This is a genomic window from Wolbachia endosymbiont (group B) of Apotomis betuletana (genome assembly GCF_947250475.1).
In the GTDB taxonomy this organism is placed as follows: Bacteria; Pseudomonadota; Alphaproteobacteria; order Rickettsiales; family Anaplasmataceae; genus Wolbachia.
The window spans coordinates 36,431-51,463 of the sequence record NZ_OX366320.1 but is presented as its reverse complement, the minus strand read 5'-3'; the positions used below and the strand labels follow the sequence as shown (position 1 = coordinate 51,463).

9 protein-coding genes and 1 tRNA gene are annotated in these 15,033 nt (G+C 34.7%); all 10 read right to left on the bottom strand.

Annotated elements, in window-relative coordinates:
* Positions 1-3: 3 nt before the first annotated feature.
* Positions 4-8,523 (bottom strand): DNA-directed RNA polymerase subunit beta/beta', encoded by an 8,520-nt coding sequence (locus tag OOK82_RS00220; protein WP_264704256.1) that lies wholly within the window; start codon positions 8,521-8,523, stop codon positions 4-6.
* A 58-nt stretch (positions 8,524-8,581) separates the two neighbouring features.
* Positions 8,582-8,983 (bottom strand): 50S ribosomal protein L7/L12, encoded by a 402-nt coding sequence (gene rplL, locus OOK82_RS00215; protein WP_007301986.1) that lies wholly within the window; start codon positions 8,981-8,983, stop codon positions 8,582-8,584.
* Positions 8,984-9,009: 26 nt separating this feature from the next.
* The gene (gene rplJ, locus OOK82_RS00210) at positions 9,010-9,528 is read right to left on the bottom strand and encodes a 50S ribosomal protein L10 (RefSeq protein WP_007301987.1); all 519 of its coding nucleotides are present in this window, start codon (positions 9,526-9,528) and stop codon (positions 9,010-9,012) included.
* Between the two features lie 12 nt (positions 9,529-9,540).
* Positions 9,541-10,194 (bottom strand): 50S ribosomal protein L1, encoded by a 654-nt coding sequence (gene rplA / locus OOK82_RS00205; RefSeq protein WP_019236646.1) that lies wholly within the window; start codon positions 10,192-10,194, stop codon positions 9,541-9,543.
* 4 nt (positions 10,195-10,198) lie between these two features.
* Positions 10,199-10,639 carry a 50S ribosomal protein L11 gene (locus tag OOK82_RS00200; protein WP_010406829.1) on the bottom strand — a complete coding sequence of 147 codons (441 nt, stop codon included), beginning with the start codon at positions 10,637-10,639 and terminating at the stop codon, positions 10,199-10,201.
* 2 nt (positions 10,640-10,641) lie between these two features.
* Positions 10,642-11,478 carry a transcription termination/antitermination protein NusG gene (gene nusG, locus OOK82_RS00195; protein ID WP_010406831.1) on the bottom strand — a complete coding sequence of 279 codons (837 nt, stop codon included), beginning with the start codon at positions 11,476-11,478 and terminating at the stop codon, positions 10,642-10,644.
* Positions 11,468-11,668, bottom strand: coding sequence for a preprotein translocase subunit SecE (secE, locus tag OOK82_RS00190; RefSeq protein ID WP_007301991.1), 201 nt, complete (start codon positions 11,666-11,668; stop codon positions 11,468-11,470). Before secE ends, nusG begins: the two co-directional genes overlap by 11 nt.
* Positions 11,669-11,687: 19 nt before the next feature.
* Positions 11,688-11,760, bottom strand: a tRNA-Trp gene (locus OOK82_RS00185).
* Positions 11,761-11,772: 12 nt separating this feature from the next.
* A complete protein-coding gene (tuf, locus tag OOK82_RS00180) occupies positions 11,773-12,945 on the bottom strand; it encodes an elongation factor Tu (protein ID WP_264686636.1) in 1,173 nt (390 codons plus the stop codon).
* 12 nt (positions 12,946-12,957) lie between these two features.
* Positions 12,958-15,033 carry an elongation factor G gene (gene fusA, locus OOK82_RS00175; protein WP_264704255.1) on the bottom strand — a complete coding sequence of 692 codons (2,076 nt, stop codon included), beginning with the start codon at positions 15,031-15,033 and terminating at the stop codon, positions 12,958-12,960.

Here is a 15,033-nt window from a genome sequence, read left to right as displayed (position 1 = left end):
TATTCAATTTGACTGATCATAGTGCGATGCCACCACACTCTCTTCTTCATCAGAATGTAATTGATAACTATTATCACTCAGCAATTTTTCGTCATAAGTCTCAATATCAAAATATTTTTCATATTTATCTATATTTTCACAAAGCGAAAGTGCTTTCACCTTATTCATAATCAGACCCGTACCAGCAGGAATTAACCTTCCTACTATAACATTTTCTTTTAACCCACTCAAAGGATCACTCTTTCCGCAAAATGCTGCTTCCGTAAGTACTTTTGTTGTTTCTTGGAAAGAGGCAGCAGAAATAAAGGAATTAGTTTCAAGGCTTGCTCTAGTAATTCCCTGCAGAATAGGAAGATAATGAGCAGGTCGTTTTCCAGAGTTATTCATAGCATCATTTTCTCTATCAATTTCCAGCCTGTCGATATTTTCTCCAATTAAGTACATAGTATCACCAGGATCGGTAATTTCTACTTTTTGTAGCATTTGCTTTAAGATCACTTCTAAATGCTTGTTATCTATGCGCACACCTTGCAATCTATAAACTTGCTGTATTTCAGAAATCATATAGTGTGCTAACGCTTCTAACCCAAGCACACGTAGAATATCATGAAGATCAGGATCGCCATCCATCAATAAATCACCTTTACGCACAAAATCACCTTCATTGACTATTACATGCTTACTTCTTGATACTAAATACTCAACTTGAGAAGCTTGCTCATCTACAGGTTTAATTACTACACTGCGTTTTCCTCTACGGTCTTTTTCAGAGAACGTTACATAGCCATCTATTTCACTAACGATAGCATGCTCTTTAGGACGACGTGCTTCAAATAATTCTATAACCTTAGGCAAGCCACCAGTAATATCACGAGTTCTAACTGACTCTCTCGGCGTTCTTGTGATAACATCACCTGCATGAACCTTTTGGCCATCCTGTACATTAAGCACTGCACCAACTGGTATAAAGTAACATGCTTCCACACCACTTGAAAGTGTTATTACTTTTTCATTATCATCAAGCAGTGCAATACGAGGACGTAAATTAGCTACACCAGAGTGCAATTTCCAATCTTTTACTACTCTATTTGATATTCCTGTAGATTCATCCATCACTTCAGTGATTGAAATTCCATCTTTTAAATCCTGGTAAGATATTGTACCACTCTTTTCCGTAATAATAGGTAGTGTATACGGATCCCATTCCGCAACTTTATCACCAATTTTTACTAACTCACCCTCATTTACATAAAGTTTAGCACCATAAGGCACACTGTGCTTCAATTTTTCACTACCAAGGCTATCAATTAAAACGACTTCACAGGAACGGCTTATCACAATTTTATTTCCGTTTTTATCTATAATTATATTACTATTGTTTAGTTTTATTCTAGCATTAATAGAAGCTATAATATTTGAGGATTCAATACCTCTAGTCATTACCCCACCTATATGGAAAGTACGCATCGTTAACTGAGTACCTGGCTCTCCAACAGATTGAGCAGCGATAACACCAACTGCTTCACCTATTGAAACAATTTTACCAGTTGCAAGGTCTCTTCCATAACACAAAGAACACACACCAGGACTTATTTCACAAGTTAAAGGCGATCTAATTTTTATAGCATCAAGACCTGCAATGTTGATTTGCTTTACTTTACCTTCATCAATTAATTCCCCTGCTTTTAATAATAATTCTTTGGTTACTGGGTTATATATATCATTTGCAGCTGTTCTACCCAGTACAACACTCTCTAGAGATGCAACTATAGTACTACCTTCAACTATAGCTCTTACAATAAGGCCATTTTTCGTTTTACAGTCATGTTTTGTAACTATGCAATTTTGAGATACATCAACCAAGCGACGAGTTAAGTATCCAGAGTTTGCAGTTTTAAGTGCAGTATCAGCTAAACCTTTACGCGCACCGTGAGTAGAATTAAAGTATTCAAATACATTTAATCCTTCGCGAAAATTAGAAATTATAGGTGTTTCTATAATTTCACCAGAAGGTTTGGTCATTAACCCTCGCATTCCTGCTAACTGCTTCATCTGGGAAGTAGAACCTCTTGCACCTGAGCTAACCATCATATATATTGAATTGTACTTACTATTTTCATCATACACAGATATCGCTTTTAACATATCATTCGCTATTATATCTGTGCACTTAGACCACTCATCTATAACTTTATTATACCTCTCACTTTTAGTGATTAGTCCGTCTTGATACTGTGCAGAAAATTTCTTAATTTCACCCCTTGTATAATCAACGTGTGTAGCTTTAGTTTCAGGTATGACCATATCGCAACGACTAAAAGAAGTACCAGAAAATGTAGCATACTCAAAGCCAAGTGTCATCAATTTATCAGAAAATACCACTGTAGCACTTTGACCGCAGCTACGATATACTAAATCAACAATACTAGTTATTTCCTTAACTGTTAATACCTGATTTATTAAATCGAAGCTTAGATTCTCATGTTTAGGAAAAATCTGCCATAATATTAAACGTCCAGGAGTTGTACAAATAGTTTTATACTGAATGTTTCCATCGCTATTGATGTATTCCATTTTGTACTTTATATGAGAATGAATATGTAGAGTACCGTTGTTTAAGGAATGCTCAACTTCACAAAAAGAACAGAAAAGTAGTAAATCATCCTCCTTAAGTTGCTGTAAAGTTAGGTAGTATATACCAAGCACTATATCTTTACTAGGAACTATAATCGGTCTTCCATTAGAAGGACTTAAAACGTTATTAATTGACATCATCAACACTCTAGCTTCAAGTTGAGCTTCCAATGAAATTGGCACATGTACCGCCATTTGATCACCATCAAAGTCAGCGTTAAATGCTGTACAAACAAGTGGATGAAGCTGTATTGCTTTACCTTCAATAAGGACTGGCTCAAAAGCCTGAATACCAAGCCTATGTAGCGTAGGCGCTCTATTTAGCAAAACAGGATGCTCTTTTATTACTTCTTCAAGCATATCCCAGACTTCTGGCTTTTCTGCTCTTATTAACTTACTAGCAAATTTAATAGTTGGAGCCATTCCATATATTTTAAGCCTTGAGTAAACAAAAGGCTTGAATAACTCAAGAGCCATTCTTTTCGGTAATCCACACTGATTTAGTTTTAAAGTTGGACCAACAACTATTACAGAACGTCCAGAATAATCTACCCTTTTTCCTAAAAGATTCTGACGGAAACGACCTTGCTTTCCTTTCAGCATATCGCTAATAGACTTTTTATATCCAGTAGCGCCAGCTTTATTTACCAGAGCATTACGACGACTATTATCAAAAAGAGAATCAACTGCCTCTTGTAACATTCTTTTCTCATTACGAATCATAATCTCAGGAGGATTCAAACTTAACAATTTTCTCAATCTATTATTTCTATTAATAATAGTTCTATAATGATGATTTAAATCAGAAACTGCAGGTCGACCACTTTCAAGCGATACCAAGGGACGCAAGTCAGGTGGTAAAATAGGTATAGCTGTAAGTATCATCCACTCAGGTCTGTTTCCAGACTTGATAAAATTTTCAACAATACGTAATCTCTTTATAATTTTCTTTCTTCTCATTTCAGAAGCAACAGACTCTAACTCCTGTCTTAAATTCTTCCTAATTTCATGTAAATCAAGGCGTATTAGCAATTCTCTTATAGCTTCAACACCTTGCATAGCTATAAAGCTATCGACCCCATAGCTATCTTTAGCTTCATTATAAGCTTTCTCACTAATAATTTCACCTTTTTCAAAAGAGGAAACAAGAGGATCTATTACAACATAATTATCACTATATAAAATACTTTCGATATCTCTAAGAGACATATCTAATAATGCTCCAATTCTTGAAGGAAGTGACTTCAAAAACCATATATGAGCAACAGGAGATGCAAGCTCTATATGACCCATTCTTTCTCTTCTTACTTTAGAAGATGTAACTTCTACTCCACATTTTTCGCATATACGGCCCCTATGTCTTCTTTTTTTGTACTTTCCACATAAACATTCATCATCATTGACAGGACCAAAAATTTTAGGACAAAATAATCCACCTTTCTCAACTTTGAATGTACGGTAGTTTGCAGTTGAAACATCTGTTATCTCTCCATAAGACATACGTTTAATACTTTCAGGGCTAGCAATGGAAATGCTAACCTCATTAAAAGATTGTGCGATATTAGTGTGAGATATATCTTCAATTACTATGTCATTTTGCTTCAAATCCACATTAAAACACAAGGAACGCAACTCTTTTATCATGACATTAAAGGATTCAGGAATTCCACATTCAAAGTTACTGTCACCTTTTATTACCGATTCATAAATCTTAACCCTGCCATTAATGTCATCAGACTTCACAGTTAACATTTCCTGCAAAGTGTAAGCAGCACCGTAGGCTTGCAGTGCCCAACATTCCATTTCACCAAAACGCTGACCACCAAAATGAGACTTTCCTCCAAGAGGTTGTTGAGTAACCAAACTATAAGGTCCTACTGAACGCGCATGAATTTTACCATCTACTAAGTGATGCAACTTAAGCATGTACATGTAACCAACTGTAACTTTGCGATCAAACTTCTCACCCGAGCAACCATCATATAATACAACTTGCCCAGAGTTATCCAATCCAGCAAGTTCAAATAGCTTTACTATTTGTTCATCTTTTGGACCTTCAAATACAGGTGCAGTAACAGGAATGCCATCACGCAACTTATACGCAAATTCAATGAGGTGATTATCATTAATATCGCGAATGTTATTACAAATAGATAAATTACTGCCACAACTATAAACCTCAATCAGGAAGTGACGTAAACTACTGTGTGCATCTTTACAAGAGTTGAAATAATTCTCTACTAATGTAGTCAATTCATTATTTAATTCATCCTTATTAGGCGTATCTAAAATAGAAGCCGTTATTTCATCATCATTAATATCCTCAAATTTTTTATTATCAAGATATAATGCTGCAAATTTTTCAAAATCATCATCACTGAGAGATCTAATTGCCTCACAAAAAGCACGTTTGATTTTATTGATCTCATCAAGAATATTGCCTACTTTTTCTCCTAATTTTTTACAAGCCCAACCTACATGCGTTTCCAATATTTGACCTACATTCATTCGCGAAGGAACGCCAAGAGGGTTAAGAATAATATCAATAGGAGTACCATCTTCTAAATAAGGCATATCTTCTACTGGAACAACTCGAGAAATCACACCTTTATTTCCATGTCTACCAGCCATTTTATCCCCTGGCTGCAAACTATGTTTTACAGCAATAAAAACTTTTACTGACATCGACACACCTTGAGGCAGATCATAGCCTTCATGCAATTTTTCTACTTTTCGCTTAAAGTTTGCTATCGCATGTGATACTTTTTCATCAAAATCTTTTTTTAAGCTCTCAACTTGCTTAGAAATAGATTGGTTTTTCAATCCTATATCCCACCATCCCTCACGTTCAATAAAATTAATACTTTCTCGATCTTGCGAGCCAGAATTAATAAGAATTTTTCTTAATTCATCATAGAAATATTGATTAATAACATTGATTATATGGTCCCGCTCTTTCTCAAAATCATTTACCTCTTTTTGCTTAATAAGAAACGCCCTTTCGTTTTCTTCTTCCCCTCTGCGTGTAAAGACCTGCACATCAATCACTATCCCTTCAATATCTGGAGATGTATATAAAGAGGAATCCACACAATCAAATGACTTTTCACCAAAAATTGTCATTAACAATTTTGTCTCAGGAGGCAATGAAAGAGAATGCTTAGGTGTAACTTTCCCCACCAAAATATAACCTGGACCAACTCTTGTACCAACCTTTACTATACCACTATCATCCAAGTGATAAAGATTTTCTTCATTAACACCGGGTATGGCACGAGTTATTTTTTCCGACCCTAAAGGAGTGTCATGTACAACACATTCAAATTCTTCTATATGAATAGAAGTAAATAGATCTTTTTTAACAACTTCACTAGAAATAATGATTGAGTCTTCAAAATTATAACCTTGCCAAGACATAAAAGCGACTAGCAAATTTTGGCCAAGTGCCAATTCACCGTTATTAATAGCAGGACCATCAGCTATCACATCACCTTCCTTAACACAATCACCTACATGCACCAGTGGTTTCTGGTTAATACAAGTATTATGGTTAGAACGCTGAAATTTTCTTAGATGATAAATATCCACATCCAAGTAGTTAATTCCTCCTTTGTCAAAAGCACGTATAACTATAGAGTTACTATCTGAGCTGTCAACTATGCCACCACGTTTTGCTAAAACTACAGCACCAGAGCCAGAAGCTACGAAAGACTCCATGCCAGTAGCAACCAAAGGAGCAGTAGGCTTCAATAAAGGTACAGCTTGACGCTGCATATTTGAACCCATTAACGCTCTATTAGCATCATCATTTTCTAAAAATGGAATTAAAGAAGCAGCAACCGATATTACCTGCTTAGGAGATAAATCAATGTAACTTACTTGATTACTATTTACCATTACAAAGGTACCAGCATACCTACAGTATAACATATCATCAACAAAGCAGTTGTTCTCATCAAGCTTTGCGCTGGTATCGGCTATATAATATAAACCTTCATCTATAGCATACAGATACTCAATTTGATCAGTAACAACCTTATTAACTACTTTCCTATAAGGACTTTCAATGAACCCATATTTATTAATACGAGCGTATATAGCTAAGCTATTAATTAAGCCTATATTCTGCCCCTCAGGAGTTTCAATAGGGCAAATTCTTCCGTAATGAGTTGGATGAACATCACGCACTTCAAATCCCGCCCTCTCTCTTGTTAAACCACCAGGACCTAACGCTGACAACCTTCTTTTATGTGTTATTTCAGATAATGGATTAGTCTGATCCATAAATTGAGATAATTGGGAAGAGTTGAAAAAATCTCTTAAGACATTGGTTAACACTTTTGGATTTATAAAATCAGATGGAGAGACTTTATCTAAACTAGAAGTAGACATAGAATCAACTACTGCCCGTCCCAATTTTAATAATCCAGTTCTAAATTGATTTTCTATAAACTCTCCAACTGAACGGACTCTTCTATTTGCTAAATGATCAATATCATCTACAGATCCTTGACCATCACGTAACAATACTATTTTTCTTATAATTTCAATAATGTCTTCATGTGTTAAAGTAGTTAAATTTTCCTCATAATTTAACCCAAGGCAAGAGTTAAGTTTTAATCTACCAATGTTAGACAAATCATAATATTCCGAACTGAAGAAAAGATTACGAAAAAACTCCTCTACTATCTTTAAAACAGGAACTTCACCAGGACGCAAAACCTTATATATTTCATATAGAGCGTTCTCATAAGACATGTTTTCATCTAAGAAAAGTGTGTTTAATATGTAAGGTCCAACAGAAACATTATCTATGTTCAACACTGATATTTTATCTATAGATAATAATTCAAGCTTTTTTATATCCTCTAATTTTATAGATTCACCAGCAGATAAGACTTTTGTAGAACTAGCACTATCTATTAAATCTTCTGCAAGAAATAAACCACATATAGAATCATAAGGAATTAGATACTCTTTCAATCCGTTATCATATAGATTTTTAGCTAATTTTGAAGTAATACGAACATTAGCTTTAAGTAACACATTGCCTTCAACATTCTTTAAATCAAAAGGAAGCCTCACTCCCTTGAATTTATCAGGGGAAAAAGGTACTCTCCAGCCACTTTTATGTTTTATATACTCTATTTTTTCATAAAATTTATTAAGTATGTCATTATTTGATAAGCCCAAAGCCTTTAATAAAACTGATATTGGCAACTTTCTCTTTCTATCAATACGAAAATACAAATGATCTTTAACATCAAACTCAATATCAAGCCAAGAACCCCTATAAGGAATCACTCTAGCAGAATAGATCAATTTGCCAGAATTGTAAGTTTTTCCCTTATCACTATCAAAAAAGACTCCAGGAGATCTATGCATTTGTGAAACGATAACTTTCTCTACGCCATTGATGATGAAAGTACCTTTATCAGTCATCATAGGCAGTTCACAAAAGCGAACCTCCTGCTCTTCAGCAGATTTTATAACAGTTGCAAGCTTAGAATGATCATCATCTTCTTTAATCTCTTGATATTTTTCAAGAGAAACACCATCCTGCATAATAACAAGACGTATAGAAGCAATAACCTGAGCAGAAAAAGTTATACCACGTTTTATACATTCAGACTCACTATACTTAAGATCATCTACCCTACAATTCAAAAATTCGATAGTAGCCCTATGCAAAGGATCAGATATTGGAAAAATTGTATGAAAGATAGCTTCAAGTCTTTCATTACTCTCATTATTAGGAGTAAAGGAATTATATGACCCCTTTTGGACTTTAACCAAATCCAACAAAGAATCTTTTAAATCAATCGACCTGGAATAAGAAACTCTAGGAACAAAAGCACTAGAAGCACACATATAAGAAGAATCAACCATTAAAATACCTTCACTAATTAAAAGAGCTATATCAACATAAAATTAATATACTAACATTTTATTCAAGCTCAACTTTAGTTGCTCCTGCTTCAATAAGTTTTTGCTTTATTTTTTCTGCTTCGTCTTTAGAAACATTAGCAGTCAAATCTTTTGGTAAAGACTCAACTAATTCTTTCGCTTCTTTTAAATTCAATGTAGAATTAACTTCTCTAATAGCTTTAATCACTCCTATTTTTTTGCTTGCATCAATCTCTTTGATTACAACTTTATATTCAGCTTTTTCTTGAGCAACAGGAGCATTAGCATTATCACTAATAGGCACCCCAGCACCAACAGCTCCACCAAGAAAAGAACCACTAGGCAACCCTATTTTTTCTTCTAGAACTTTTACAAGTTCAGAAGCTTCTAATAGATTTAAAGATAATATTTTATCAACCAAATCACTTGTTACATTATTCATACTGACCACCTTATTTAACAACAAATTTATTTTTTAGAACTATAGTAATCCAAAACTCTCATAAGCCTCATAGAAGATGAATTAATAGACAATGCTAACCGAGCAGGAATATCATAAGATATTAAACGCATAATTTTAACACGCAATTCATCCAGAGAGGGAAGCTTAGCCAATTTGTTAACATCTTCCACTGTTAACAATTCATTTATATGAGCCGCACAAATCACAGACATTTTTTCTTTGTTAGCATTAATAAAATCAACTATTAACTTTGCAGCTTCTACTATAGCACTAGAATATATAATAGCAACAGAACCAGAAAATTTACCTGATAAATAAGAAAATTTACCAGTCCTTTCCAAAGCCAAGCAAGCTAGAGTATTTTTAACTACTAACATCCCACCCATTACAGATTTTAGACTATTCCTAAGAATTAATGAATTGCTAACATTCATAGACTTGAAATTTACCAATATTAAGAAATCATTATTTACAAACACATTCATTATGTTTTGTATAAATTCATCCTTATCTTTACGCTTCACAATTTCGCTCCCTTAAATTATATCTTCTACTTTGTTTATTTTATGAGCTTTACCCATAGTTGAATTTAAAAAAACGCTTTTAAAGTAAACTCCTTTCACAGAAGCAGGTTTATTGTCTCTAATTACTTTAAGAAAGGCTTTTAAATTTTCCAGCAAATCATCAATATCAAATTTAATACTTCCTAATTTACCATGAATAACCCCATTTTTATCCGTCCTGAATTTTATTTGACCAGACTTAATGGTTTTAGTAGCTTCCGCAATGTTAGAAGTCACAGTACCAAATTTAGGGTTAGGCATCAGCCCTTTAGCACCCAATACTTTTGCAATAGGAGTGATTTTTGCCATGAAATCAGGAGTAGTGATGCACCAATCAACATTCAACTTTCTACCTTTTTTTATCTCTTCAATTAAATCTTCTCCTCCTGTAATATCAGCACCAGCTTTTTCAGCTTCTAATAAATGTTTATCTTGAGCAAAAACAGCTACTTTAATATTCTTCCCGATACCTTTAGGCAACACTACTGTACCACGCACCTGCTCTTCAGATTTACGTGAATCTACACCTAAATTGACTGCGATATCAACTGATTCATTAAATTTTGCTGAAGCAGACTCAACAATCTTCTCCAAACACCGCTTAGAATCATCATTATATGTACTCATTTACCTAACCTTCCACAACTTCTATACCCATAGATTTTGCAGTGCCTATAACCATCTTCACTGCTGAATCTTCATTATCCACTTTCATATCAACCATCTTACACTTTGCCACTTTAATGATAGCAGACATAGATAATTTAGCCACTAATTCTTTACCAGAATTACCAGAACCTTTACTTAATTTAGCTTCCTGCTTAAGCAAATAAGCCACAGGCGGACCGCTGACAGTAAAATCATGAGAGCGATCATCCTTTATGGAAATTCTCACTGTTACTAAATCACCTACTTTATAACTAGCGTTAGCAGCGCTAGTAGCTTTATTAAAAGCTTCACAAAATTTAGGAACAGGTATACCACGCGGGCCAAGTACTGAAGCAATTTTCGGTCCTGGAACTGCTTTTCCAGCTTCCATAAGCAAGTTAATCTTAGCAACTACATTACTCATAATTAATCCTCTATTTTCTCTACTTGAGCCAAATCAAGCTCTATTATTGTTGGCTTACCTAAGATTGATACTTCAATATTAATAATTTTTTTCTCATCATTTACCATATCTACCTTACCAGTAAAATTTTGAAAAAGACCATCATTAATTTTTACTTTTTCACCTTTCTCATAACCATAACTCAACTTTTTCGTTTCTTGAGCATTGTAAAGCGCACTACACATTGAGCGAATCTCATTATCCTCAATCACCTTTGGAACATTACCATTTTTTAAAAATCCATAAACCTTAAGAGATTTTGGTATATTATTAATAAAATTTAATACCTCATCGCATAAATTCATGTATAAAAAGACATAACCAGGAAAGGACTTCCTTCGTTTAGCATTTTTTTTAGATTTTAAATCCATCTCACTTAATTCTTCACAAGGAATAAAAACCCTATTAAAATAATTATTAATATTCAATCTCATAGAATTTTCTAATATATATTGGCGCACTTTCTCTTCATAATTAGAGGCAACTCTTAAAATGTACCACTTATATCTATTAAATTCCTTACGTTTTAAAATTACCTCATCATCTGAAATCATCTCAAAATGACCAGACTCATCACCACAAAACCCAGTCATTTGATTCAAAATATTTTTGCTTTCATCACACAGATGCATACATATATATACTTCACATAACTCTTTTATATCAGATTTTACATCACATACTGTCTGATAAGGAATAAACACCTCCTTAAAGTAAACAGTATTGGTTGCCAACTCGCATATATCCTTCTCATACCCGTAATCGACTTTAATGATATACCATTTATACTTATATTCCATAAATAATTCCAAATAAAGTCTTAATTACGTAAAGAGACATAAAATCTACGAAGCAAAAGAAAATCGAAAAGCATAATATAACAGTTATTACAATAAACAAAGATGACAATACCTGCTGTTTTTTTATCCAAGCAATTCTCCTTATTTCTTGCTTTATATCGCAAAAAAAAACATACAGGTTTTTTAACATTTCTACCATAATATTAATGCAGGAGCGATAGGAATTGAACCTACAACCTCTGGTTTTGGAGACCAGCGCTCTACCAATTGAGCTACACTCCTATAATTCAAAGTTTACTCTAAAATTTCCGAAACAACGCCAGAACCAACAGTTCTACCACCTTCTCTTATCGCAAAACGTAATCCTTTATCCATTGCTATTGGTACTTGCAACTCCACTTCTATACTTACATTGTCCCCTGGCATTACCATCTCCTTTCCATCTAGCAATTTTATGCTCCCAGTTACATCCGTTGTCCTTAAATAAAACTGTGGCTGATAATTTCCAAAAAATGGTGTATGCCTTCCTCCTTCTTCTTTCTTCAATATATACACCTCCGCATTAAATTTCTTATGCGGGGTTATTGTCCCTGGTTTTGCCAATACTTGCCCTCTCTCCACTTCTTCTCTCTTTGTTCCTCTTAGTAGTATTCCTACATTGAGTCCTGCACTTCCCTTATCTAGCAACTTCTTAAACATCTCAACACCAGTACATGTCGTCTTTTGCGTCGCTTTCAGACCTATTATCTCTATATCATCCCCTGTCTTTATCTCCCCCTTCTCTATTCTTCCTGTTACTACCGTCCCTCGGCCCGATATTGAAAATACATCTTCTATTGGCAACAAAAACGGCAAATCTACAGGCCTTGGAGGTACTGCCACATACTCATCTAACTTCTCCATCAATTTATCTATTGATTTCTTTCCATACTCACTATTATCATCCTCTAATGCTTTTAACGCAGACCCAACTATCACAGGCACTTCATCACCTGGAAATCCATACTTACTCAGCAACTCTCTCACTTCCATTTCTACCAAATCTATCATATCAGCATCAGCAACATCAGCTTTATTTATATATACCACGATATATCCAACACCCACCTGTTTTGCCAGCAATATATGCTCTCTCGTTTGTGGCATCGGCCCATCAACCCCTGACACTACCAATATCGCTGCATCCATCTGTGCTGCACCTACTATCATATTCTTTACATAATCAGCATGTCCAGGGCAATCAACGTGTGCATAGTGTCTCTTTTCTGTTTGATATTCAACATGCGCTGTTGCTATTGTTATACCTCTCTTTCTCTCTTCTGGCGCTTTATCTATTTGATCATATGCTACAAAATTACCATAATGCTTTGTTATCGCCGCTGTTAACGTTGTCTTCCCATGATCCACATGTCCTATCGTTCCCACGTTTACATGCGGCTTTCCAAATGCTTCTACTATCGCTGTCATAATTACTAACCTTTAATTATACTTTAACTTTAACTCATCAACCACATATTGTGGCACTTGTTCATAACAAGAAAAATGCATACTATACTGAGCTCTTCCCTGAGATATAGAACGCAAAACATTTATATAACCAAACATATTTGCAAGAGGAACCGAAGCAGTAATTATTTTGCTATTATTACCTAAATCCAGCATATCAACAACACTGCCTCTTCTACTATTTATATCACCCATAACATCACCCATATATTCTTCAGGAGTAATGATTTCCACTTTCATTATAGGTTCTAGCATTTTTGGACCAGCTTTATTTGCCATTTCCTTAAAAGCACCTTTAGCAGCAAGTTCAAAAGCCAAAGGACTAGAATCAACATCATGAAAAGCACCATCAAGAAGAGTAGCCTTAAAATCAATCAATGGAAAGCCGGAAATTATACCACCTTCTTTTATCAACTCCAAGCCATTTTGCACTCCAGGTATATACTCTTTTGGAATAGCACCGCCTACAATTTTACTTTCAAACTGAAAGCCAAAACCAGGCTCAAGAGGTTCGAATTTTATTTTAACTTTAGCAAACTGACCAGCACCACCTGATTGTTTTTTATGAGTGTAATCAATTTCAACAGATTTAGTGATAGTTTCACGATATGCAACTTGAGGCGCACCAACGTTAGCTTCAACATTAAACTCGCGCTTCATTCTATCAACAATAATCTCAAGATGCAGCTCACCCATACCTTTCAATATAGTCTGCCCACTCTCTGCATTTACTGACATCCTTAAAGAAGGATCTTCTGCAACCAATCTATTCAAAGCAACACCTAATTTTTCCTGATCTGAGGTGGTTTTCGGTTCTATAGCAATTTCAATAACAGGATCAGGAAATTCCATACGCTCTAATAGTATAGGAAAATCAGATGAACATAAAGTATCACCAGTAATTGTTTTCTTTAATCCAACTAAGGCAACTATATCACCAACTTTAGCTTCGTTTATATCTTCTCTGTTATTTGCATGCATAAGCAACATTCTACCAATTCCTTCAGTCTCATTCTTTCCAGCATTTAACACAGCAGATTTAGATTTTAACTTACCGGAATAAATACGAATAAACGTCAAGCTACCTACAAATTTATCCGTCATCACTTTAAACGCAAGAGCAACGAATTTCTCTTTTTCTGAAGGTTTGATCTCAATTTTCTTTTCTGAATCTTTAGGATCAGTTCCAATAATTACATCAACATCAATAGGAGAGGGTAAAAAATCAACCACACCATCTAAAAGTGATTGCACGCCTTTGTTTTTAAAAGCTGACCCACATAATACAGGGACAAATTTTCCTTTAATGGTCCCGCTTCTCACACACTTTTTCAACAAATCAATTGGCAGATCGTTAGATTCAAAGTAAGTATTTATCGCCTCATCATCCATTTCAGCTGCAGCATCTAATAAAAGATTTCGATACTCTTGAGCCTTATCAAGCAAATCAGAAGGAATATCTTCATAAGAAAATTTAGCGCCTAATGTTTCTTCTTGCCATATAATAGCTTTCATAGAAATAAGATCGATTATGCCTTTAAAATCTTTCTCACTTCCTATTGGCAACTGAATAACTAAAGGTGATGCGCCAAGCTTCGTTTTTATCATATCGACACATCGATAAAAATTTGCCCCGATTCTATCCATTTTATTAACAAAGCAGATACGAGGAACGTTATATTTATCAGCTTGACGCCAAACTGTCTCAGACTGAGGCTCAACTCCAGCAACTCCATCAAATACAGCAACCGCACCATCCAAAACCCTCAAAGATCTCTCAACTTCAATAGTGAAGTCAACATGACCAGGAGTATCTATTATATTAATCCTATGATCATTCCAAAAACATGTTGTTGCAGCAGAGGTAATTGTAATGCCACGCTCCTTCTCTTGCTCCATCCAATCCATAGAAGCTGCACCATCGTGCACTTCACCAATCCTATTTTGTTTGCCAGTATAAAATAAAATACGCTCTGTTGTGGTGGTCTTGCCAGCATCTATATGAGCCATTATTCCTATATTTCTATACCTAGATATTAAAACTTCCAT